This is a genomic window from Acinetobacter chinensis, from assembly GCF_002165375.2.
Taxonomy (GTDB): Bacteria; Pseudomonadota; Gammaproteobacteria; order Pseudomonadales; family Moraxellaceae; genus Acinetobacter; species Acinetobacter chinensis.
The window spans coordinates 560,129-582,944 of sequence record NZ_CP032134.1 but is presented as its reverse complement, the minus strand read 5'-3'; the positions used below and the strand labels follow the sequence as shown (position 1 = coordinate 582,944).

General features: G+C 38.7%; 24 protein-coding genes and 1 pseudogene. 10 read left to right on the top strand and 15 right to left on the bottom strand.

Translation table 11 applies throughout. The features are described 5' to 3' along the window. Nucleotides 1–5: 5 nt before the first annotated feature. From CDG60_RS03570 to CDG60_RS03550, 5 genes are all read right to left on the bottom strand, one after another. Nucleotides 6–902 carry a restriction endonuclease gene (locus CDG60_RS03570; protein ID WP_264757132.1) on the bottom strand — a complete coding sequence of 299 codons (897 nt, stop codon included), beginning with the start codon at nt 900–902 and terminating at the stop codon, nt 6–8. Nucleotides 903–965: 63 nt separating this feature from the next. Further along, nucleotides 966–2,098 (bottom strand): IS3-like element ISAba14 family transposase gene (locus tag CDG60_RS03565; protein WP_223155595.1). Its coding sequence is split into 2 segments (ribosomal slippage): nt 966–1,846 and nt 1,846–2,098, totalling 1,134 coding nucleotides; the frame shifts between segments, so codons are not numbered across the junction. 49 nt (nt 2,099–2,147) lie between these two features. After that, a complete protein-coding gene (locus CDG60_RS03560; protein ID WP_087514440.1) occupies nt 2,148–4,010 on the bottom strand; it encodes a type III restriction-modification system endonuclease in 1,863 nt (620 codons plus the stop codon). Beyond that, complete coding sequence (locus CDG60_RS03555) at nt 4,010–5,920, bottom strand: site-specific DNA-methyltransferase (protein WP_087514441.1); 1,911 nt, start codon at nt 5,918–5,920, stop codon at nt 4,010–4,012. Before CDG60_RS03555 ends, CDG60_RS03560 begins: the two co-directional genes overlap by 1 nt. Nucleotides 5,921–5,947: 27 nt before the next feature. Next, the gene (locus tag CDG60_RS03550; RefSeq protein ID WP_087514442.1) at nt 5,948–6,190 is read right to left on the bottom strand and encodes a hypothetical protein; all 243 of its coding nucleotides are present in this window, start codon (nt 6,188–6,190) and stop codon (nt 5,948–5,950) included. 236 nt (nt 6,191–6,426) lie between these two features. Between CDG60_RS03550 and CDG60_RS03545 the strand changes: the two genes are divergently transcribed. The 3 genes from CDG60_RS03545 to CDG60_RS03535 all read left to right on the top strand — a co-directional run bounded on the left by CDG60_RS03545 (nt 6,427) and on the right by CDG60_RS03535 (nt 9,450). Continuing rightward, nucleotides 6,427–7,576, top strand: a protein-coding gene (locus CDG60_RS03545; RefSeq protein ID WP_227542919.1) for an IS3 family transposase whose coding sequence is annotated in 2 segments (ribosomal slippage) — nt 6,427–6,677 and nt 6,676–7,576 — 1,152 coding nt in all. Because the reading frame shifts where the segments join, the coding sequence is not laid out codon by codon here. Further along, entirely contained in the window at nt 7,569–7,832 is a 264-nt protein-coding gene (locus CDG60_RS03540; protein ID WP_087514444.1) for a hypothetical protein, read from the top strand. The genes CDG60_RS03545 and CDG60_RS03540 overlap by 8 nt, the downstream gene beginning before the upstream one ends. A gap of 565 nt (nt 7,833–8,397) precedes the next feature. Further along, on the top strand, nt 8,398–9,450 hold the full coding sequence (locus tag CDG60_RS03535) for a YagK/YfjJ domain-containing protein (RefSeq protein ID WP_227542918.1): 1,053 nt from the start codon (nt 8,398–8,400) through the stop codon (nt 9,448–9,450). Between the two features lie 317 nt (nt 9,451–9,767). On the opposite strand, the gene CDG60_RS03530 is transcribed toward CDG60_RS03535, so the two are convergent. Beyond that, the gene (locus tag CDG60_RS03530; protein WP_160116963.1) at nt 9,768–10,196 is read right to left on the bottom strand and encodes a hypothetical protein; all 429 of its coding nucleotides are present in this window, start codon (nt 10,194–10,196) and stop codon (nt 9,768–9,770) included. Nucleotides 10,197–10,810: 614 nt separating this feature from the next. Here CDG60_RS03530 and CDG60_RS03525 point away from each other — a divergent pair. Beyond that, a complete protein-coding gene (locus CDG60_RS03525; protein ID WP_227542917.1) occupies nt 10,811–11,302 on the top strand; it encodes a hypothetical protein in 492 nt (163 codons plus the stop codon). A gap of 118 nt (nt 11,303–11,420) precedes the next feature. Here CDG60_RS03525 and CDG60_RS03520 read toward each other — a convergent pair. From CDG60_RS03520 to CDG60_RS03505, 4 genes and pseudogenes are all read right to left on the bottom strand, one after another. Further along, nucleotides 11,421–11,534 (bottom strand): annotated as a pseudogene (locus CDG60_RS03520) (helix-turn-helix transcriptional regulator); the annotation flags it as partial. Between the two features lie 73 nt (nt 11,535–11,607). Beyond that, complete coding sequence (locus CDG60_RS03515; protein WP_119023841.1) at nt 11,608–12,504, bottom strand: recombination directionality factor; 897 nt, start codon at nt 12,502–12,504, stop codon at nt 11,608–11,610. Nucleotides 12,505–12,623: 119 nt separating this feature from the next. After that, nucleotides 12,624–13,673 carry a YqaJ viral recombinase family nuclease gene (locus CDG60_RS03510; RefSeq protein ID WP_119023820.1) on the bottom strand — a complete coding sequence of 350 codons (1,050 nt, stop codon included), beginning with the start codon at nt 13,671–13,673 and terminating at the stop codon, nt 12,624–12,626. Nucleotides 13,674–13,826: 153 nt separating this feature from the next. Next, nucleotides 13,827–14,870 carry a DUF932 domain-containing protein gene (locus CDG60_RS03505; protein ID WP_119023819.1) on the bottom strand — a complete coding sequence of 348 codons (1,044 nt, stop codon included), beginning with the start codon at nt 14,868–14,870 and terminating at the stop codon, nt 13,827–13,829. A gap of 690 nt (nt 14,871–15,560) precedes the next feature. Here CDG60_RS03505 and CDG60_RS03500 point away from each other — a divergent pair. Genes CDG60_RS03500 through CDG60_RS03490 form a run of 4 tightly spaced genes read left to right on the top strand, consistent with a single transcriptional unit; the run spans nt 15,561 to nt 16,736 of the window. Beyond that, nucleotides 15,561–15,818 carry a hypothetical protein gene (locus tag CDG60_RS03500; protein WP_087514478.1) on the top strand — a complete coding sequence of 86 codons (258 nt, stop codon included), beginning with the start codon at nt 15,561–15,563 and terminating at the stop codon, nt 15,816–15,818. A gap of 3 nt (nt 15,819–15,821) precedes the next feature. Then, nucleotides 15,822–15,953: a hypothetical protein gene (locus CDG60_RS18485; RefSeq protein WP_264757131.1), complete on the top strand. Its 132-nt coding sequence runs from the start codon at nt 15,822–15,824 to the stop codon at nt 15,951–15,953. After that, nucleotides 15,950–16,174, top strand: coding sequence for a hypothetical protein (locus CDG60_RS03495; RefSeq protein WP_087514477.1), 225 nt, complete (start codon nt 15,950–15,952; stop codon nt 16,172–16,174). The genes CDG60_RS18485 and CDG60_RS03495 overlap by 4 nt, the downstream gene beginning before the upstream one ends. A 34-nt stretch (nt 16,175–16,208) precedes the next feature. Then, nucleotides 16,209–16,736 (top strand): hypothetical protein, encoded by a 528-nt coding sequence (locus CDG60_RS03490; RefSeq protein WP_087514476.1) that lies wholly within the window; start codon nt 16,209–16,211, stop codon nt 16,734–16,736. An 86-nt stretch (nt 16,737–16,822) separates the two neighbouring features. Here CDG60_RS03490 and CDG60_RS03485 read toward each other — a convergent pair whose 3' ends face one another. From CDG60_RS03485 to CDG60_RS03475, 3 genes are all read right to left on the bottom strand, one after another. Further along, entirely contained in the window at nt 16,823–17,131 is a 309-nt protein-coding gene (locus CDG60_RS03485) for a hypothetical protein (RefSeq protein WP_087514475.1), read from the bottom strand. Nucleotides 17,132–17,233: 102 nt separating this feature from the next. Continuing rightward, nucleotides 17,234–18,103, bottom strand: a complete 870-nt coding sequence (locus CDG60_RS03480) for a YagK/YfjJ domain-containing protein (protein ID WP_119023818.1) — start codon at nt 18,101–18,103, stop codon at nt 17,234–17,236. A gap of 385 nt (nt 18,104–18,488) precedes the next feature. After that, complete coding sequence (locus CDG60_RS03475) at nt 18,489–19,406, bottom strand: hypothetical protein (RefSeq protein WP_227542916.1); 918 nt, start codon at nt 19,404–19,406, stop codon at nt 18,489–18,491. A 160-nt stretch (nt 19,407–19,566) separates the two neighbouring features. Here CDG60_RS03475 and CDG60_RS03470 point away from each other — a divergent pair, with 160 nt between their 5' ends. Next, entirely contained in the window at nt 19,567–19,839 is a 273-nt protein-coding gene (locus tag CDG60_RS03470) for a pyocin activator PrtN family protein (protein ID WP_087513749.1), read from the top strand. On the opposite strand, the gene CDG60_RS03465 is transcribed toward CDG60_RS03470, so the two are convergent. Continuing rightward, complete coding sequence (locus CDG60_RS03465; RefSeq protein ID WP_087513748.1) at nt 19,823–20,971, bottom strand: site-specific integrase; 1,149 nt, start codon at nt 20,969–20,971, stop codon at nt 19,823–19,825. The genes CDG60_RS03470 and CDG60_RS03465 overlap by 17 nt on opposite strands. A 133-nt stretch (nt 20,972–21,104) precedes the next feature. Between CDG60_RS03465 and dusA the strand changes: the two genes are divergently transcribed. Further along, entirely contained in the window at nt 21,105–22,127 is a 1,023-nt protein-coding gene (dusA, locus tag CDG60_RS03460; RefSeq protein ID WP_087513747.1) for a tRNA dihydrouridine(20/20a) synthase DusA, read from the top strand. Between the two features lie 6 nt (nt 22,128–22,133). On the opposite strand, the gene CDG60_RS03455 is transcribed toward dusA, so the two are convergent. Next, nucleotides 22,134–22,802: a CDP-alcohol phosphatidyltransferase family protein gene (locus tag CDG60_RS03455; protein WP_087513746.1), complete on the bottom strand. Its 669-nt coding sequence runs from the start codon at nt 22,800–22,802 to the stop codon at nt 22,134–22,136. Between the last annotated feature and the right edge of the window lie 14 nt (nt 22,803–22,816).

The following is a 22,816-nucleotide window of genomic DNA, read 5'->3' as shown; positions in this document are numbered from 1 at the left end:
TAATTTTAACTGGCAATAGCTTTCTTTATAAGGTCATAGATTACGTCATCAGCGAATTGAGTTTTAAACTCTACTTTGACTTCTTTACTAATCTTGTTAAAGAGCTCTTTAGCATGTTCTATCTTGCGCTCCTCTTCTTTTCTAAGGCTATCTTTTCCATCAACATTTTTTGTTTCAATAATGAAATTCAAGTAATCACCTTTGCTTGTTTTAATTACATAAGCAAAATCAGGTGAATAGGTATAGCCACCTGATACAGGGATTTTAATTGAGTTTTTAGGAATTTTAGTAAAAACAGATACGGACTCAATCTCACCATCTGTAATGTTTAATTTTTCCAATTCTGAATCGTAAAATACATCTTCAAATAGATAACTATCTAAAGGTGCTAAGGAATGATCTAAATGAATGCCTAGATCACTTGCTGGAACCTCTTCATGAGGTTGACCATTTTCATCTGTAAATTTAGTTGGGTGTATACTATTAGATATCAAATTGTACCCAAGCCCAAATTTTGTAAATGAGTTATACAACAAGAACTTACTAAAGCCAGACTTAATTTTTCTAATCGTCTGTATATTCAGATACTCAGAAATATTGATTGTCTCTTGTACTGACATAAAAGCCTTGTGCAATGTAGAGGGTTTGATAAATGCTATTTGTGATAAGCGATTAATAAAATCTTTGTATGTCATAGTGCAGAACTTAGTGAAATTATCATCATCACCAAATACCGTTTTCGACATTGCCGTATCATTATGGATATAAACTTTCTCGATACGAGTTTGAACCCCGGTTTTTTTGAATTTATCTGACTCTTCAAGAAGGTACTTAGTAAAGAGCTTGAGAAAATCTTCTTCGCTACTAATTTTATATTCAAGGATCGCTTTTTGGTTAATCATTTAGAGGTGGTCCCACTTGTTTGAACAACTAAAAGCGTATTTATAAGTGATATTCCGCTCTAGTTAAGCCACCTTGTTTTGTTGGGGTAGCTGATCATAGTAAAACTCATTTGGTGTCATTTTGTCTAGACTCGAATGAGGTCGTTTCAAATTATAAAACTCAAAATATGCACTTAATTGCTTTTTCGCATCTGTGACACTGCTATAAGCTTTGAGATACACCTCTTCATATTTAACGCTCCGCCATAATCGTTCAACCATCACATTATCTACCCATCGACCTTTACCATCCATACTGATTTGAATGCCATTTGATTTCAATACATCAATAAATGCATCACTGGTAAACTGGCTGCCTTGGTCTGTATTAAATATTTCAGGTCGACCATATTTTTCAATCGCTTCATTTAAAGCCGAAATACAAAAATCCACCTCCATACTAATCGATACCCTATGCGCAAGTACCTTGCGGCTATGCCAATCAATCACAGCACATAAATAAACAAAGCCTTTTGCCATAGGGATATACGTTATATCCGTAGACCACACTTGATTACTGCGCTGAATAGCCAACCCTTTGAGCAGATATGGATATTTACGGTGAGCTTGATTAGCCTGGCTTAAATTTGGTTTGCAATATAACGCCTGAATACCCATTTTCTTCATTAAAGTACGTGTATGACGTCGTCCTATATGATGTCCTTGACGATTCAACAAATCACGCATCATACGACTGCCTGCAAAAGGATATTGCATATGTAATTCATCAATACATCGCATCAGCTTCAGATCTGATGCACTCACAGGTTTTGGGCGATAGTAATAACAACCACGGGAGACTTTCAGCAGCTTAGCTTGCTTAGATACTGAAATCTGAAGTGAGTCGTCGATTAACTTTTGTGGTTGAAGCGGCCCAGTTTCTTCAACACACCTTCTAAAAAATCAATTTCTAATGCCTGCTCACCGATTTTTGCATGTAGTTTTTTTAGATCGATGGGTGGTTCTGTTGGAGCTTTTGATTGATCGAAAGCTTGCGAGGAAGCTGAGATCAATTGATTTTTCCAGTCAATAATTTGGTTTTGATGAACATCAAACTCAGCACTCAATTCAGCAAGTGTTTTTTCTGCTTTAATCGCAGCAAGTGCTACCTTAGCTTTAAAATCATTTGAATGATTTCTTCTTGGTCTACGTGCCATAAAATACTCCATATATTGATGTTTATAACATCATTTGAGGAGCAGAATATCACTTATAGGAGTTGTTCAAATTTACGGATCCATCTCTCAGATCCATCATTAAGTCCAATGCTTCAATATTAGGATATTTAGATAAAATTTTATCTTCTAGTTCTTGAGTCAGTTTAGATGGTACAGTTTCTTTATAAGCAGTCTCGTTCACTTCCTTAATCAAGGAATCTACAAAATTTTTCTCTGTAAAATCAACAAAATAATTTAATCTAAACTCGCCATTCACACGAGCCATAAATTCATTTACTGGTAATCGAAGACCACGACCAACTTCTTGAAGTTTAGATGTTGTGCTACCACTAGAACGCAACTTACAGATAGTAAAAATGTTAGGGTTATCCCAACCTTCTCGCAACGTCCACTTAGAGAAAATAAAACGTCTAGGGTTATCTAGTGATAGGAGCCACTCTTTATCGTGCAAAATCTCGTTAATTTGTTGCTGTATTTTTTCATCTTTATCAGTGTTATCTATTGAAAAGTAGCCTCCATGAACACGGTCTATATTAGCGATCATTTTCTCTAAATGCTGCTTATAAAACTCATCTTTTTCAATTTTGAGAAGAGACTGTGCTTCAGCCAATACCCATTCTTCAAACTTAGTTTTTAAACTTCCAGATATGTTATTTCCATCACGGTAACCTTCAATATCATCTATAAAGAACAAAGTAAGAGGCTTGATTCTAGGCCGTTGAGTTAACATTTCTCTTTCTAATTTGAAATGCTCTTTAATCGCTTTCCGCATCATATTGTTTTCAAGCGTATCTGAGTAGGAATAAGGGTTAATAGATTGATTAACTTTTAACTCAACTCCATTACTAAGAACGGCCGTCTTTGTATTCATCGATTCAATATTTAAATCGTGAATCGCGGGGTGAGTTTTAGCTAAAGATTCACCTTTAGCAATTCTAATTATTTTTTTTAAGCCATTTTCATTAAGCTCAAATGTTGCTTCTTTAGTAGTGGATTTTTTTAGCGTCAAACTCGCTACATCATTACCAACCATTTCTTCAATGAAAGTGTTAATACCCTTAACAAGATCACGATTAAAAGCGTCAACTGCTGTTAAGCGATAAACAAGATTTCGATAGTCTTCATTAAAAGTTGCACCATAACGAATAATTTTTTGAGCATTGAGCTTTTCAATATTCTTCCAGGTTGTTCCACCTATAGGAAATTTATGGGGTTCATCAATAATTACCAATGGCTTTATCGCACTAATCGCCTCAACAGGGGTGCTATATCTATTGTCTAGCAAACCACGATCATATATTTCAGTCAAAGATGGTGAGTTCACCATTCCTGAGTTGATGACCATTACATGAATATATTTTTTATTGTAGTTATTTGCCTCGACGAAATCATGGACTGCTTGAGGCATAAACGATTTAGTATTTTTCTTTGATGATGTCTTGCTCTCTACTACGTAAATCTTAAGCTCACGTTCAGTTTCTCTAAAGTGGTCTTTAAGAGCATCGCTTTTCAGGAAATTTACAGTACCCGCTTTGATAGAAAGCGTCGGAACAATAATAATAAATTTATTAATCCCGAATGCTTTATTCAACTCAAACATAGTTTTGGTATAAGTATAAGTTTTACCCGTACCTGTCTCCATCGACACATCGATAATATTACTGTCTTCATTGTAATACTTTGGGCTATGTTCGATACCATTAAACTCATGTATAGCTTTGATGTTAGAACTAAATTGTTGCTTGGTGATCACTAATTTAGGGTTGGCTAAAAGCCTAATTCGTTGATCATTGTCTAGCTGTGGCTCAGCACCAACAAACATATTAAGAACCGCATCTACACCCGTTTTTTGATGTGGCAGATTTTTTTCAAAAGTAAATCCCTTGCTCATTAGTTGCGTACCACCACGTCAATTTCGATAGACTTTTTATTAGCATAGCTCTTCAATGCTTCATTTAGCTCCATTTGTCTCATGCTATCGAAGTTATTTGCATAGTAAACAATTTTGTTCGGATCAAAGTCTTTATCTTCAGTATCATCAAGCTTTTGAAGAAGAGCTTTAAGTGCATCGCTATTGAAATCTGGTGAGATCATATATAAGCGTCTATCACATAAATGTGCTGTATATCCGTTTAGATCAATCTCGTAAATAGGAGTAGTTAACGCACTACCATCATACAAAGCCCAGGTTGTAAGTAATGTACTGTATTGTTCATCCGTCAAAAGAACATCATCAAACATTGTAAGATTTGATAACGTCAACTCTTTCTCATCATCTTTAACACGGAAGTCCTCAACTGTTTCAAAAATTTTAAACCCTAAATCACCCTGATTACTCCCCCCCATATCTTTAATTTTTTGTGCGGCTTTTAATATCCGATCTTTTGTTATCTCAAAAATCACCTCATATCCATGCTTATTAGCAACTGAATTAGTATTAGTTTTTTCAGGAAGTTGAACAGAAATAAATTTTCTGTTTTCATTGCGTTGTGCATTCAAAGAAAGTACAGCATGAGCAGTCGTACCAGAGCCTGCAAAGAAATCTAATATTAAATCACCATCATTTGAACCTAATAAAATTACTTGACTAATTAGATCCACAGATTTTGGATTTGTAAAAACTTTCACCCCATCAAATAACGCGCTAACCTCTTTGGTAGCTTTTTTATTTCCTGCTTCTGATGTCCACAAATCCGACACCTCTCGACCATCTTTTGCATAATGCTTTTGATAGATTTGCCACTTTTCAACATCATCTTTTTTAACTTTCTTCCAGACAATTTTATCCTGTTCAAGCAACTCTTTATAAGTTTCTTTCCCACACACCCAACGACTCTCCCAGCCCTCCGGAGCTATTGGATAAACTTTTTCACCGTCTGGATTAATTACTGGGAAAAACATACTAGGACGATCTTCTCTTCGATTCTCACCACCAGTTCGTCTTAAAGACCTTAACAAATACTTTCCATTCTCATCTTCTTCATTGTAAATTACTAATTGTTCAGCAGTAATTGGCAATTTATTTAAACTAGCTATATCAGACTTTGCATATATGATGATGTAGTCAAGCTCTCTTGCAATACCCCGGCTTCCAGATCCCATTCTTGTTCCTGTTGAACGTGAGATGACTCCGATAAAGTTACTTTCACCAAATATTTCATCACATACTAATTTCAGTTGAGATAGTTCATTATCATCAATAGAAATGAAGATAATTCCATCTTCTTTTAATAATTCCCGAGCGATATAAAGTCTAGGATACATAAAGGTCAACCAAGCACTATGAGTATTTGAACCTTTATCTGCAAAACTTAAAATTCTCTCTGCTTCCTCAAGATCTAGACCTGCTAGTTCAGAAAGCTGCTCTTTGCTAAATTTACGATCATCGTTATAAACAAAACCATCTGAGCCAGTATTGTAAGGAGGATCAATGTAGATCATCTTAACCTTTTCACTGTAAGCATTAATTAGATGCTTCAGAACCTCAAGATTATCGCCCTTTATAAGTAAATTTTTACTATTTTTGTGTTGCTCTTGGGAGTTATGCTCTACATCTTCGTGGATCAGAGTTTTAGGAGGTAGATTTGCGAGCAAACGTGAGTATGACTTGCCTAACCAGTTTACCGAGTAACTTTCTTTCGATAGTTCAATATTATTTTCTTTAACAATTTCAAGCATTCTCTCTTGAATGAAATTTCCATCTAAATCAAAGCAATTGGGGAAGTTCTTTTTAAGGATTGCAAGCTGCTTACTATTTGCAGTCTCTACATTTGAATATACTGTTTCTTCTTTAAAGTTCATCTTTTTTCCAAATTCAATACGTTAAGATCAATCATTATCTGATTTATTAGTGATTTTGATTGACGCTTCTGTAAGGCCAATCCTAAGAAGTTCTGCTATTGCACCATCTAAGCTCTTGAAGATACGTGCCTCATATGGTTGTCTAGAGCTACTTAAAACCAATGGTTCACCATTCCAATTAGAACCATTAAAAACCACAGTGTATTCACCTTTAAAACCTACTATTTTGGCTTCATCCAAAATGAAATTCTTGACTCTTTCTTTTGCCATAGAGCTAAGAATGCAATTCCCGCCATTTAACCCGGATATAGTCATAGACCACTCAATAATTATTTTTGCAACAATAATAAATATTGTATCAAAATCATTTTTTGAATGTAATTATTATTAACAGCATAAGTAGACAGTTAAGGAAAGAAGAGTTACCTAACAATTATTTATTTGAATAGCCACCGATTTTGTAGACACTCTTTAGTTAGATAAAATGGCTAATTAACGAGGTGTTTATGAGCAGTAGCAAACGATATCCTGAAGAATTCAAAATTGAAGCAGTAAAGCAAGTGACAGAAAAAGGTCATAGCGTGGCTGAAGTTGCCGCACGCTTAGGTACAACCACGCATAGTCTTTATGCCTGGATTAAACGTTATGATCCTCAACAGCCTAAAATCACAGAATCTGGTGATCCACTGGCGGAATTGGCAAAGCTAAAAAAAGAACTTCAAAGAGTCACAGAAGAAAGAGACATATTAAAAAAGCCACGGTGTACTTCGCAAGCCAGTCCAAGTGAGGTATGCCTTTATTCGGGACAACCAGCGTATCTGGCCAATCCGTCGTTTGTGTTCAACTTTAGATGTTCATCACAGCGGCTATTACGCATGGTTAAAGCAACCCATCAGTGAGACTGCTAAGAAACGGCAACAGCTTTCAGGTCTCATTAAACAGTTCTGGCTCGAATCTGGTGGAGTTTATGGCTATCGCAAGATTCACTGTGATTTAAAAGATACCGGTGAAGGCTGTGGAATTAATCGGGTATATCGACTGATGAAAGCGGATGGGCTTAAATCACAGCGTGGCTATCGCAAGCCTAGAGCTTATGCTGGTATGCCAAGTATTGTCTCCACAAACACTTTAGACCGGCGGTTTAATCCAACTCAGCCTAATCAGCGGTGGGTTACTGATATCACCTATATTCGTACACATGAAGGCTGGTTATATCTTGCGGTGGTGATTGATTTATTTTCGCGCCTTGTGGTTGGCTGGTCTATGAAATCGAGAATGACTACAGACCTGGTTTTAGATGCATTACTGATGGCTCTATGGCGAAGGAAGCCGAAGCATAAAGTACTCATTCACTCAGACCAAGGCAGTCAATATACGAGTCATGAATGGCAAGCTTTTCTCAAGCATCATAATCTGGAAAGCAGTATGAGCAGAAGAGGAAATTGCCATGATAATGCTGTTGCTGAGAGCTTCTTTCAGTTGCTAAAGCGAGAGCGTATTAAGAAGAAAATTTACGTATCAAGATCAGAGGCTAGAGCAGACATATTTGAATATATTGAAATGTTTTATAACTCAAAACGACGACATGGTTCCAATGAGCAACGTTCTCCATTAGATTATGAAAAAGCCCATCAAAAGATGGTTATGTGTGTCTAGAATTTTGGTGGCTATTCAAACATCACTTTCAGAAGAAAGACTAATAGACTTTATAAAGCAAAATGAAGATCGAAGACAAATGAAATTATTCGGTATTATGGCCTTATCTTTAGAAAATAAATATTCTGCTGAAAAATTTATAGATGAAGATGTTAAATATGCCCTTGAACGTATAAGAAAACTCTTGGCGCTGGAAGATAACAGTCATGCTGAGAAGCAAAGACAAGCCATTGATTTATTATTAAAATCTTATTGATGAAGTAATATTCCTTACGATATTTAATTAAGTACTTTTTAGAACAGTAGATTTTTACCCATTCAAGCCAGAATGGGTTTTTTTTTGTGGATTATTCACGATACACGCCTATTCATTAATCAATTTTTCATAATTTTGATTAGATATTTAATCAAAAGATTGCAAAGTTCCCCACTATTTTATCTTGTTATGTCTGAAAGATAGAACGAAGCTTTACAGAACCATTTATGAAATTACAGATTGATGATTAAATTTTATTTATTTAGTTTTTCTAAACAATATATTCATAGCTATCTAAGAACTGCATTGATTTATGCATAAAAAACTAATAGGATTATTAATATCCTATTAGTTTTTTATGTGACCATCACCTCTTTACCCTACTAAATTTATGAAGTTGAGGTAACTCAACAAACGGACACAGATCAACAATAAATATATGAAAAATAATAATTTACTTTTTAACTCTATGTTGTTAAGATATATTGTCATTTAAATATTATATTAAATATCAAACACATAACCATATTGATATTATACCTATATGAACTCATGGGAATTAAGCATGCGTTTTATTGAAGATAAGAGCTTTTCTATTATTGATAACAATAAGTTAACTATTGATAGGGTTGGTTATTTAACTCTCGACGAACTTGCCTCGATAGAAATGTATCTAAAAGAATTAAAAACTGAAGATGAAAAATTATTACGAGATCCATACGGATATAAGTTCATTTTTAAAAAATATAAATTTTTTCTATCAAGGCGAAAAAATTTATGTGCTGAAGAGCTAGAAGAAAACTTTCCAGATAGTAAGTTTTCCCCTTACACAAATCTTTATTTACAGATAGCAGAAAGATGTAAAAATCTTGGTGATCAAGAGTTTTTAATAACTCTAAAAGAAGGATTGGATTCTGAGGTCTTTAAGAAAAAAGTTGTTCAGCAGAGAAAGTATACGAGTGAATATAAAAAGGAGGTTCGAAATTATATTAATGGGCTTTTTGAGTATCGCTCAAGGCTGTTAGTAATAAGAATAGATCTAAGCTACCGTAAAGGACTATTAGTAACTCCACACAATGAATATGGCTTTTTTAAGAGGCCATCTAAACCTGGCATGAACACCCCATTTACAAGTCCCACACCACAGAAACTTAGATTTTTAAAAGATTGGTTACTTGATGTTCAAAAACATAGAACCATGTTAATTAAACAACTTAAGAGACAATATTCAAAAGACTTTGTAGGCTATGTATGGAAGCTTGAATACACTGAAGAGAAATCTTTTCATTACCACATGATGTTTTTTCTAGATGGCTCTAAACATAGAGAAGATGTGGTTATAGCTCAAAATATTGGTGAGTTATGGGTCAGTGAAATTACGCAAGGAATAGGCTTATATTGGAATTGCAATGCTTTTAAGGATAAATATAGAAATCCTGGAATGGGCATGATTAGCCATCATGAAACTTTTCCAAGAGATAACATGTTAAATACTGCATTCTATTTGGTAAAAAAAGATTATTTTATTCGGTCTATTATGTTCGACTCAAAGAATCGAGCTTTTGGTAAAGGCCAAATCCCCGGAAAAAGTAAATCAGGACGGCCTAGAAAAAAATAGCACTAAAAGTCATAATGTATAGAAATACAAATTAATTTAGATATATATTTTTCAAAAAAGGTCTAAATTTGTACTTTAAGAAAGCTTTCCTCTATTACAAAAGTTATTTGAATGGAAAAAACTCTAAATTACCAAGAGCCGGCTACAACTAAATACAATCTAAGCGTAGAGCGATTGAAATTTCAATCGCTCTACCAATCAAAGAGGATCAGTAGAGCGTAGAATTATCAACAGAAATAAAGGATTAATAAAGTAAATCTAATAAGTCTTATCAGATAACGGTCTTTTCTTGGTGTTGCCTGATAGGTTCTTATTCGTTACCAAAGGCGGATGTGTTCTTTATTTTTTAATTCGATGATTAAGCCTTTGCTAAGATCAAGTTCCATTCCACTGCTAAATTGACTTTCAGGCAGAGCTTTAAAGTTATAAAGTTCTTGATCTTCTAAATTCCAAAGCTCATTACTATCCAAGATGGCATATTTACTAATATCGTTATCAGGCCATTTTATTTTTAATAAAGGATATGTACCATTCACTCCGAAGAAATCTTTTGTTCTTTTAGTGGAAGTCTTAACATTGGAAATGCTTACAGTGCATTTTTTACTAGCTATAACTTTTTTATATGCACAATTAAATGAAGCTGTTGCATTGTTTTGGTTAATGAAAGATTCAATTCCTTCGGCATGTGAATAATTTGCCCCAAATCCTAGTAACAATGAACCAAGAATATATGTTAAATTTTTCATCTCTTTTCTCGTAATTAAATATTGGTTTTTCATTTGCTATGATTGGGTTGTAGTTTTATATTTCAATCTATTGCTACATGTAATTTATAGACAAAATATATAAATAAAAAAGATGAAAGCAAACCTGTAATTGAGCTAGCAAAGCTAGATGTAATAAAACATTACAGCATCCAAAAACACAGATCAAAATGAAATCTAAACAAAAATAGTGATGGCAAATCTATCTTTCCGAGATGATAAGAGTATTTAGTCAATCAACTCAGAGAAGTAACGTAGAATAGTCTAAGACTACATTTCAATCGACAGAAAGTAACTTTGCCAGACAACAAGTAGATACACTAAAAACAGCCTTAATTTGTTCAAGAAAGTGAAGCTTGTTAACATGAATAGTTTTACTGACTACTGATGATCAAACAGAGTCATTGTAACGCTTACCTGACACTGAAGTTACAGAAAAATTTGGATAAGGCTTCTATCTGAAGCAATTCTTCAACAGCAAAAATGTGAATCTGCACAACCAAAATATGTGGTTTATTTAGTTGGCAATACGAGTAGCATTGGATTATTTTTTAAACCCATCTTAAATTTATACATAAAATATAATAATTTAACTAATGCAAAATATTGTTTATAATTATTTTTTTATAAATTCTATTTCTGAGGGGAAAATGAAGAATCAATTTTTATTCATTACATTATTAGCGGTAAGCGGCAATGTCTTAGCTGCATGTCCTGGCAATACAAAAACAGTCTTCTCTTGCACGACAGCGAATAATAAAACTATTCAAGTATGTGACGCAGGAAAATCTATTAGCTACTCTTTTGGAAAAGCTAGTTCACCAGAACTGTCCATTGCTGTGCCTCGTAATCGAGTAACGACTCAACAGTGGAATGGAATTGGTAGACATATGAGTTACTCTGTAAATATTCCTAATGGGAATACAGTGTATTCAGTGTTTAACACTGTTGATAAATTTCAGGAATATTCAGGTTCAGGTGTTGAGGTTATACAAAACAGGAAGCTGTTAGCTACTGTTAAATGTTCAGAATCAAAGAAAATCGTAAATAATATCGAAGGCATCAACTTAAAGAATGCCGATGAATAATAAAGACTAAACTTATAAGACATCAGAGCTATAGCTTTGATGTCTTATTTTTTTATCGGGGCTTTCGGAAATATCATTCGACTATAAGCTTTGAAATAGTCGAGTCGTAGTATTTTCAATTTGCATTAATCATTTCATAAATTGTTGATCTACCTACACCTACAAATTTGATCACTTCTTTAATATTGATAATCTGATTCATCTGAAAAGTCTGACCTGTGAACGCATTCATGATGTTTACTCCTGATCACTGATGCGAGCGGGTATTCGCTCAAATGATCGGCCTCCTGTGTAAAGTTTCACTTTCAGGAGTTCACAGCATGAACTGATTTCTGCAATCCCTGCTGAAGATCCTGTACCAGGCTTAATCCCTTGTCCTGCTTCTGATCCCACTGTTCTTCACCAGAATAAAACTCTTCAACCGCTTCCACACCATCTTCACTGTTCATTTCAAACCTCACATTGTCATAGCCATGCCTCGCTGTGCGATCCAGTGCCTCCTGATTAAAACCACTTTGCTTACCCTGCTGATCAATATCCTTCGCCATCTGAATGGCCTGCTGCAGGTCTGTCCCATCTCTGAGCGTCAGATCCACGTAATACACAGGCGTTCGATAGCTTTGTGTGGTGGACTTACCCCGAAGTGTCAGTTGCAGTGGAAGGCATGACAACAGACCATTCGATGCAGCATGGTAATAACTCAACCGTGCTGCCAACGTCCGAATACTGTTAAAACCCGTGGTTCTAAAAATAAATGTCCCAAGTTCATCAGATTCATCCAGATTGACATAAAGGCGTCCATAAGGCTTACAGAGTCCACTCTGTCCCAGTGGACATAAGTCAGGAGACGGGCATGGATACTGCTCTACGCCCTGACTAGTCAGTCGCTGGCAGCTTTCTCCATTGCCGACACATATGGGACGTCCTGTCTGACGGTCAAATAAGGTATATTCCGCTCTCAGGTTGAGATCAGAATCATTGAAGATCATCCGTACCGGAATACTTCTTAGCTTTTGGTTCTGTGCTTTGGCACGCAGCTGCTCATCTAAAGGATGTTTCACCCATCCATCCTTATTCTGAATCTGACTGGTGACGGTGAACTGATCATCCTTTTCAGGGATACGTTTGCCGTTCTTTTCAACCATCCTGCCTATACTGATCCGTCCCAGTACAGGTGGTGTAATTGCTAAACCTTTGATCATGATCATTACCTCTTCTGTTTAAATATTCTGATTTGCCTGATCAGAATGAAATCTGCATAAAAAAATCCCATGCGGCCTGGCATGGGATGTCTGGATCACTGCTGAATGTTCTGCTTAGGCTAATCGGCATAGATACTGAAACGTCTTGAACCCTGTTTAGCCTGTGGAAACTGATTCAGATATTCAGGATGCAGTTTCAGTAAAGCCTTACTGTTTAAACTGACCGAGTCCTTCGCCTTTTTCCACGTCACTGAACCTGTTTTAAAGGTTGCCCGTTCAGTGTTCTGCATTCTGGCCTGCAGCTGATGTTTCAGCAGATCAAACTGTTCCTGATACTTTTCTATGTGATTGCGTGCCTGAATCAGCTGTTCAAACTGTTGACTGGCCTGATCATCCCCAGATAAGTCAGTTGTACTCAGCGGTACATGCTCAGGATACAGCTGCTGCAATGCTCTGGCTGCCGACGCACTGGCATCGGCTTCAGGTGGTGTATCCTTTTCAACACACTCCCAGAAGTAACGTTCTGCCTGGATGATGTGCTGAATCACTGATTCTGAGCGGGTCACTTTAAAGATACGGGTTTCATGTCCGCAGATCAGCACACAGATATGTGCCGCCTTCCTGCCGGTGACGGCTAGCTGATGCTGTACCTGACACAGCACATACAGCGGCACACCATCGCGCCATAGTCTGGCACCGTGTTCTCCGGCTGTTTTACATTCAAGTATCTGTACATCGGCATCCCCTGTGACGGCATAATCCAGGTTGGCCAGCATGAAATGCCTGTCAGGATCGGGATGCTGCAGAACAGCATTGACCCTGCGGACTTTATAGCCGGTATGCATGCTGTAGTATTCAGCCACTAAAGGCTCCAGGCATTTTCCCCAGTACAGTGGTGCATGCCCTTCACTTTCATCTTCAATGGATTGTTGAATCCGTCCTGTTTTAATCATCCACAGTTCAAGCATCGACATATAGGGATTCAGTCCACATGCTGCGGCACAGTCACTGCTGCCGATGCCTTGCCGGCGCACTTCCAGCCATTCGGCCTGACTGAGTTTTCGGGTATCCACAAAGCGTTTTGCGGTAAACAGTTTAGGACGACCGGCATAGCTGTTGACTGCGGGATTCGGTGTTACATTCAGAGAGCTGTTCAGAGCTGTATTCATCATTATTTCCTGTTTTATAAATTTCGGGCATAAAAAAGCCGTGCCCGAAGACACAGCTTTTGAATGCCGTCAATCAGATATTTCTGAGATGGAGACTGGAGAACCTGTACACAGACCCAGGGCGCTGCTCACAGTACAGGTCAGCGGTCAGGCTTAAGCAATCATGCTTAAAGCCTGTTCCAGTCCACGCTGCTTAAGTCCAGCACCTGCACCGAACCATGCTGAGTCAAGCCGGTGATCCTGACTCATTGCCCGACGCTCATGATCAGCAAACTCAGTAATACTGCACAGCAGACCATAGGCTGTACCTTTTGCTGAGCTGAGTTCTGCACCACGCCCCTGACCATTGAACATTTCCATGGTTTTTGTCATGGCTCTTGCATTCGGTTCAGATTTTTCCCTCTTAACCGATTGCGCTGCCTGAGCTGCCACCCCCCGGTAGAACTGAATGATACTGTCCTCCTGATCGGTCACATTCATGCCGGTGCTGTTGAACACCGCATCAAAATAGGCTGCTGCTTCAGTCTGAGTAACCTTACGCTGTGTCAGCTGTTTCATTTCATACATATGTTCATCCCATGTACGCACTGAAATCCCCAGTTGCTGTTTAATTTTCTCTGCATCAAACCGGGTACTATGCGGAACCTTGACTACACCTGCACTGCAGTTCTGCCCTTTGAGGGCAATCGCCAGGGTGTTGTTGCAGACCACCCTGATACTGGTGAACTGTGCTGTGGTCGCCAGGGTACCGTCACATCCTGTTGCCAGTAAAATATAACCATTGCTGACATCTTTGCCTTTTAAGGCTGAGGTTTGACCTGTTTTGGCCAATGCCCAGAATTTCCTGCCACCTTTCAGCACACCTGCAGTTTCCAGTTCAAAGCCGGACTGTTCGGTCAGGTCACGGTAAAACTCCAGTATCTCCCGGGGCTGGACTTCCTGATAACGCTGACTGACCACAGACAACGGAGCATGAGTATCTGAACGGTATAACACCCGCTGCTCCTCATAGGGCATGATGATGCTCTGTCCCCGTTCATTCTGTGCCATATAACTGACATTTGAGGATTCAATCTGCCAGTCCATGCCGGCCTGCTGTGCCCAGACGTCAATGGGCTGGTTCTGACTGAGCTGACTGCCAAGACCATGCCATGGGGTCTGTCCCACATAAGCCATATTTTCAATTTGATGTGCCATGATAATTTCCTTAAAAAAATTGCTGTTTTTAAAATGATCCAGTTCAGATTCCGGGCATAAAAAAGACCTGCTGAAAAAGCAGGCCAAAGGGGTAAATCATGCAGTGTTCAATCTGCGTGAAGATTCATGTAAATGTTATATATCTGAAATATATTGAAATCGGGAACGGTCGGTAAGCGAACAGCTTTTCAGCTGAACCTGCCGGCTGTGATTGACCTTGTGCTGCTCTGCGATTATGATTTGGATGCTGGTCTACATTGCCAGCCGGTTTTAGCAGACCGCTTACCCAAAGCACACTAAAAAGTTCATCTTTTTGGTGGGCGACCCTGCGTGTCCCCCTCTGCGGCGGAACGGGAGGGGGACACCTCCGGGTGTGCTGATCTTTTTGGGTATCAGTCTGCTAACCCCTTTTCGTTTCGCCACCATTATTTAGCAGTAATGTGGTGAAGCTTCTTTATACCCAAAGGAGTCATCATCATGACCAAGCATTATCCCGTACTGCTGTTTTCTCTTCAGCCTGCCTGGGCTGCAGCACTGCCCTGACTTAAATTTACAGATTTTATTTCTGCCTGAACTGACCTGAAGACGGTCATGTCCTGTGGACGGCTTACGCCTGTCTTTTATGCCGATTCAGACGGATAAAAAATTCCTGTTCCAGAAGAACCAGAACAATAAATTTTAAGGGGGCGAATGAAAACTTCATTCTTCATGACATCCATCGCTTTGACTGTGCTTCTGCTTACAGGCTGTGCCGGTAAGTCCGAACGTCAGTTCATCAGTGGATGCAGATCCGGCGGTGGTGACACTGCCACGTGCAGCTGTATCTACAGCAAGCTTGAAAAGAAATTCGGTGCTGATGCACTGGAGCGTGAAATCCGTACCATCCAGCAGACCGAAGCCTTTCACAGGGAAATGATCAACAGTACTTATCAGTGTCTGAAGGAGTAAGGCATGAGGATTATTGCCGGTATTATCTGCATCACCGCAGTCATCCTTTTCCTGGGATTGCCCTTCATCGGAATGATGATTCTGTTCGGGCTTTTCTACTTACTTGCTCAATTCGCATTTGGGGGAAATAAATGAATCCATCCATTAAATCATGGCTGATCAGCGGCTATTTTATCATCGGTCTTCTTTATACGCTCTATCAGAGCTTCTGGGGACAGTACAGCTACAAGTCCTTTGCCTATCATCTCGGCCAGGGTGTGATCTGGCCTGCAGTGATGTTTCCGTCAGTGGGAAAATTTATCGGGGGCATGATCATCCTGATCATCATCGGCATTATTGCCCTGCGTTCAAAATAATCTGAAAAAACACATAACATATTAAGGAACTAAAATGAAAAAACTGATCACCGCATTATTACTGTCCGCCTCTGCCACTTCTGCTTTTGCAGCAGATCAGATGACGGTCAGTGGTAAAAAAGTAACCATGAGTGATACACGTTCAACACTGATTCAGAAGTTTGGCAAACCTGAATCCGGTACAGCACAGTTCAGCAACTGGACGCTGGGGAATCTGAGCATTTATGCCAGCCACCCTTCAAAGGGACTGAGTCAGTTCAGTGTGACACAGACCGGCAGAAAATCCGGCAGCCCTGTCATCACAACAGGAGGTAAAACCCTTCAGCTGGGTAAGGATACTATCCGTACCGCCACAGACAAACTGAAACATGGCTGTTTCAGTTTTGACGAGGGTCGTCAGGGATCAACCTATTCCATGGCGCTTCAGCCTGCCGGTCAGAAGTACTACATCATTCTTGAAACAACAGGAGATGCTTATGATGTCAGAACCATGGCCGGCATGCCGATTACAGGCTTTACATTTACAAAGGAAAATCCTGAGTCCAGTGAAGGCTGTCGCTGATTCCCCTCTGTCATAAGAATGTATTCTCCTGACAGCATTCAGTACAGGCTGACCCTTATCAGTCAGCCTGTTTCTTTCACTGCTGTTCAGTCCTGCCGGCCGTAAAAGCTCCGCTGACAGATCTTACAGCAGTATCCGGTGGAGATCCCTGCACCGGTATCATTCCGGTGTGTTTCCATCAGATGCGCACAGGCTGCCCTGAGCAGCACCTCTGCCAGTCCTGCAACCCAGGGTGACAGGCGTAACCCTCCTGAAAGCGTTTTAAAGAGTATTCTCCCGGCTCCGAGCTGAGAGATCAGACTGACCGGACTCTGCTCAGGTCTGTGTCCATGTGGATGAGAAACAAAAACCGGATAAACCTGGTCAGAATGACAATATGGGCAATGTATAAACATGGCAGTACAACTCCTGTGAAAAATAATGGGCTTTATGTATAAGCCCCTGATCATTCAGATCATGATCTTCACGTGGATGATGTATGCCTGTCTTATTTTCTGTTATCCAAAGGTATGCATCCGCTTTCTGGTTTTCACTCGCAGATGCTGTGATTCCTTTTCCGGGCGCACCAGGTATGTCACCGTATTCAGCATATTATCCACTTCATCCGGATCGTTACGGTGAATCATCCCAATGCCCAGACGGTTACGGTCTGTGAACTGTTTAAGGTAGGCTGCTGTATGGCAGTTGAAATGACAGCCCTGTTCCTCTGTAATATTTTTCCAGAGCTTTCCGACACGGTCTGCCACTGAATATGCATTACGGCGTTCACTTCCCCTGTAAACCAGCAGCAAATGACAGTGATAACCTTTGTCCACTCCCTGCTCCAGTGCCCAGGCGTATTCAATCAGACCTTTAAACACTTTATCCTGATCACGTAACCGGGTACGGAGTACATCCATATCATCACTGAACTGCTGAATACCGATCTGATTCTGGTACTTAAGCGGATAAGCCAAATCGACGCGTACCACTAAAATTCGTGAATATTTATCACTGATTTCTTGCATACGACCAACAAGCGTCCTGGTATTTTCTGACTCACTATGACGATGATCACGTAATTGTCGTTTATGTCTACGATAATGCCACTTGAAATCACGCTGAATATCTTCAAAAGAGATTTTTATTAAGCGCTCATATAAGCATTCAGGATCATCCTGATATCCTTCTAAATCCAATAACAGCTCAATCATGGCTTCTATTGCAGGCATATAAGAATAATCAGGATTATAAATTTGATCGAACTGAACAAGCAGCCCTGATAACTGATCGTAAAAATTACGAGGCTTACGTTTCGTGATAGAGATATTCTCAACAAAATTTTCAATTTCGATCAAGATCTTTGATTCATTTACAGCTGTTGTCATGAGATTTCCTTATGATGGTTTAAATCATAAGAAGAAGATCCCTGTAATTATTTACCTGTACACTCAGTTATAAACTATAAGTAAAGTTATTATTTAATAATATTAATAACCCAATTAGAAAGACTCCAAAAACCACTCAATTACCCAAGAAAAACCAACAAAAATAACAATTAATAATCAAATACTTAAGCAATGTTTATTCACCTTAAATCATGTCAAATTAAAAACTCATACCCTTTTGAATAATCAGAAGCAGGAACACTTTTTGAGTATTTTCACACTACTATTACTCTGGCATGCTTGTATACAGCATATCAATTCCAGGTTTATTTTACACTTGGTTTAACAATGCAAAGGGATCTCTATCAAAGCTGTTAAGTTGTCCTCAATTATTCGTATCCAGAGTGTAGCCAATTATGATTTCTTGAAGTAACTCAGGACAATTTCTTAAATGGTTTATTATTGATTCTTCCTGATAGTCAGAATGAAAAGCCAGTTTTTTCCCCAGAATATCACTAACATTTTTAGCCTTTAAAGATTTTTCCAATTTTTCGTATTGCTTTTTACAGTTATGAATAACATTTTCAAACGACCTATTTTGAAAATTAATCAATTCCTCATTATATTTCTTATTCCGGTTAACCTTAAGTGCATACTCATTTTCTTTAATCTTGTCCTGCAATTTAATCATCTCATTTTTAACCCACTCCCTATTAAACAACTCAAACTCATAATTAATTTTTAAATATGAATCACTTACAGCACTATTAAGATTATTCCATTTACCTTTAACAGCTACCTCTTCTCTAAGTACGCGATACAAAACCTCTCTTTTTTTATAAAGGTTTTCCTCATATCTTTTTCTGACATTTAACAATCCATTGATTCTATTTTTAAGTTTTTTATTATCAAAACCATATATTGGATAACCTTCCTTAACATATAGATATAAGGCTTCTCTATATAGTTGATTATGATTTTTTTGACTTAGGCTATCGAAAATAATTAAACATGTCTTAATTTTTTCTGCAATCTCATATAGCGGTAAAACATGAAAACCATAAAATATCTTCTTTCGAAAATCTTTTAACAACGTGTAATGAGCTTCATGATCAGGAAATTTCAAATTCTCCATTGGCATCTTTAGCTGCGAAGTTAGTAAGAACTTAAAGCACGCCATTAATTCATGCAGAAGTTCCTCGTAATCAGATCTATCAATTTTTTTCATAAAAAAATAATAAAAACATAAAGATGACATAAATTCTAGCACTGTTTTTTTATATATCCCTAGTGTTATTTTCATTCAATTAGTTTCACTCTATCTTATGATTTATCGCTACGATGAGTTCAAGGCTTCGCAGGAAGCCTGAGCACATAGTTTAGATGCCCAGCTGGCTGATGAGGAGTCGAAAAACTACTCTTTAGAAAAATTCAAATTTCAACTACATTAATTAGGGGTTTTAATGAAATCATTACAACTTACAGCAACTGACTACCTCTTCATGAAATATCGCTCAATGATCGTTGAACTAATGACAATAGTTGCTGACTATTATCCTCACCTTAGTAAAGCTGAAGCATTGAGAAAGGCAAATAATCAAGAATTCCCTTTCTCCGTGTTTAAAATTGATCAAAGTAAACGTGCACCATTTTTGGTACACGTAAAAGACCTGGCAGATATTTTAGATAAACAGTATTCAGAAGCTTCAAAAGATTTTGCTACGTTTCATCAATGAGGCGTAGCACCTCTTCTAACTGCATAGTATTTCTTCTTGCCTTCACCGACACATAACGCTGTAAACTACTCCAGGAATCATGCAAACTTACTTTCTGAATCTCAGGAATAGTAAAACTTTGTTCTGCTAAACGTGTACAGCCTTCATGTCTCAAATCATGAAATCGTAGATCATCAATACCCAACACTTTACAAGCTTCCCTGAACTCTTTACCTAAACTTTTAGGATTTAATGGCAGTAGTAAGTTTTCATCATGTCCAAGCTTCAACATCCGTTCACGAACTTCTGACTGCTTTAATCTTTTAATCATTTCCTTACAAGGGTCAAGGACATCAAATGACTTATGATTACCTTTAGATCCATTTGGATTCTTTAGATCATGCACTTTCCATGTTGAGTGATGTGAATCATAGTCCCGAAAAAATAATCGAGTTAATTCAGCTTCACGTCTACATGAAAAAATAGCAAACCACATAATCAAATGCATTGGGTACTTAGAACCATAACGGTTTAATTTCCACCGTTCTGTAAAATATTTCGTTAAAGTAATCAATTCATCCGTTGAAGGAAGTCGATCTCTTTTTTGACTAGAGGATATTTGGCGTGTTTTTCTTAACTGAGCCGTAGCCTTATCAAAACCATTTAAATCAATATCCATTTCCCACATAACAGCAGCATGAGAAAGCACACCACGGATATGTAAAAGCTCATGTTGCTGCGTACTAGTCGCAATAGGCTCAAGTTCCAGGTGAGGTACTCCTCCCTTCCTTAAAGCAACATGCTCGGCCAAATGTACTGATTTTATTTTTGTGATAATATTGCGCGCAATTGGTAGCTTCTTAATTAAGAGCAGAGAATAGCGTTTCGTCCTTCCGTACTCGCTCCCGACTTCATCCAAATATTTATCTATGGCATCTGATAAGGTCAGATCAATCAGCTTTTCTTTGCCAAGCAAAATATCAGGATTTTCTTGAATTTCGACTTCTCGTTTCTTAACCCAGTTTTCAGCTAACTTCTTTGAGTGAAATGTTTTGCTTTCAGAGAAAGTAGGAAAGCCCTTTCGATTAATTCGAATCGCAGCACGATAATTAACTTTACCATCTGCACTTTTCCTTGCTGTAATTGACCCCATAATTTACACCATAACCTGTTTTTTTGATTATGGTGTAAAATTTGGTGTAAATGCAAACCGATTAACCCACCTAAACACAGGTTAAAACAGATTCGCGCAGGTTGCGAAATATAGATTAAAGGCATGATTTTTAATGACTATTAACAAAAACATTGAAAACACTCAATCTCCACGAATCAGTGTTGCACCGATGATGGACTGGACAACCCGCGATTACCGTTTTTTTGCACGCCTGTTTAACCCCAATGTCATTCTTTATACTGAAATGGTCACTACCGGTGCCATCATTTATGGTGGAGCAAACCGCCACCTGGACTACAACAAAGAAGAACATCCGATTGTACTGCAGCTGGGTGGTTCAAACCCGAAAGACCTGGCAACCTGCACAAAAATGGCGCAGGACTGGGGATACGACGAAGTCAATCTGAATGTGGGCTGCCCAAGCGACCGCGTACAGAACAATAAAATCGGTGCCTGCTTAATGGCAGAACCTGATCTGGTTGCAGAATGTATTGCTGAGATGCGTAATGCTGTTGATATTCCTGTGACAGTGAAACACCGCATTGGCATTGATGATATGCAGTCCTATGAAGAAATGCTGCATTTTGTTGATACTGTTGCAAAAACAGGCTGTAATAATTTTATCGTGCATGCCCGAATTGCATTGCTTCAGGGACTGTCTCCAAAAGAAAACCGTGATGTGCCACCCCTGCGTTATGACGATGTCTATCGTTTAAAGCAGGAACGTCCTGACCTGATCATTGAAATCAATGGTGGCATCAAAACTTTTGCTGAAACTCAGCAACACTTAAAACATGTCGATGGTGTCATGATTGGTCGTGAGGCTTATCACAATCCATACCTGCTGGCGGAACTTGGACAGTTATGGAATATGGAAATGCCTGACCGTTTTGAGATCATGGATCAGATGCTTCCATATATCGCAAAGCGTATGGAAGAAGGCGCACCATTGTCGATCATTACCCGTCATATCTTAGGTTTGTTCCAGAATTTACCGGGTGCCCGTAAATGGCGTCAGGCATTAAGTGGTGGCAATGCAAAAACTTTTGCAGATGTGGAAAATGCCATTCTTAACATTAAAGAAGCCATGAAACGAACTGAAGAATATCTTCAGGAGCATCAGGATCAAGCCTGACACCTGTCAGGAACGATGCTCCAGAAATCTGTAAGCACCTGCTGCCCTGCGCCAGCAGGTGATCAGAGCACCCAGGGTCAGAATCACCAAAGCTCCCAGCATGACAAAATCATGCTGCCAGACATACTGTTCAACCGCTGCTGCAACACAGGCAACCGTCAGTAAAGCCATGCGGTGCTGCTTTGCCATTGGCCCTGAAAAACTGGCTGGCGCACCAATGGAAACCGCCAGGGTACGGATATAAGCCGTCAGTACTGCAAGCAGCGCACCACACCATCCCAGTTCCACGCCATAACTGCTGGAAACAAGGGAGTAGCCAGCAGCCACAATAATCAGCGGATCAGAAATACGGTCTGGAATATCATTGAACAGCTCGCCAGAAGGTGTGGACTTCCCACCCTCCACAGCCACCAGCCCATCAAACAGATTACACAGCAAACGCCCCTGAATAAATACAGCCGCCAGCAGATACAGTGCAACTTTCCATAACCCTTGAGCATGAGGTGTGGCAAACAGATACACCGCAGCAAGTGCCGCAAACAGAATACTCAACAGTGAAATATGGTTCGGTGTAATGGATTTCTGACTCAGCCATCGGGCAAATCCATTGACCATTCCTACTTCGCGTACTTTGAGTGGACGGCGGTTTTCAAGAGAGGGTTCCTGTTGTGTCATCGTGTTTATTTTCC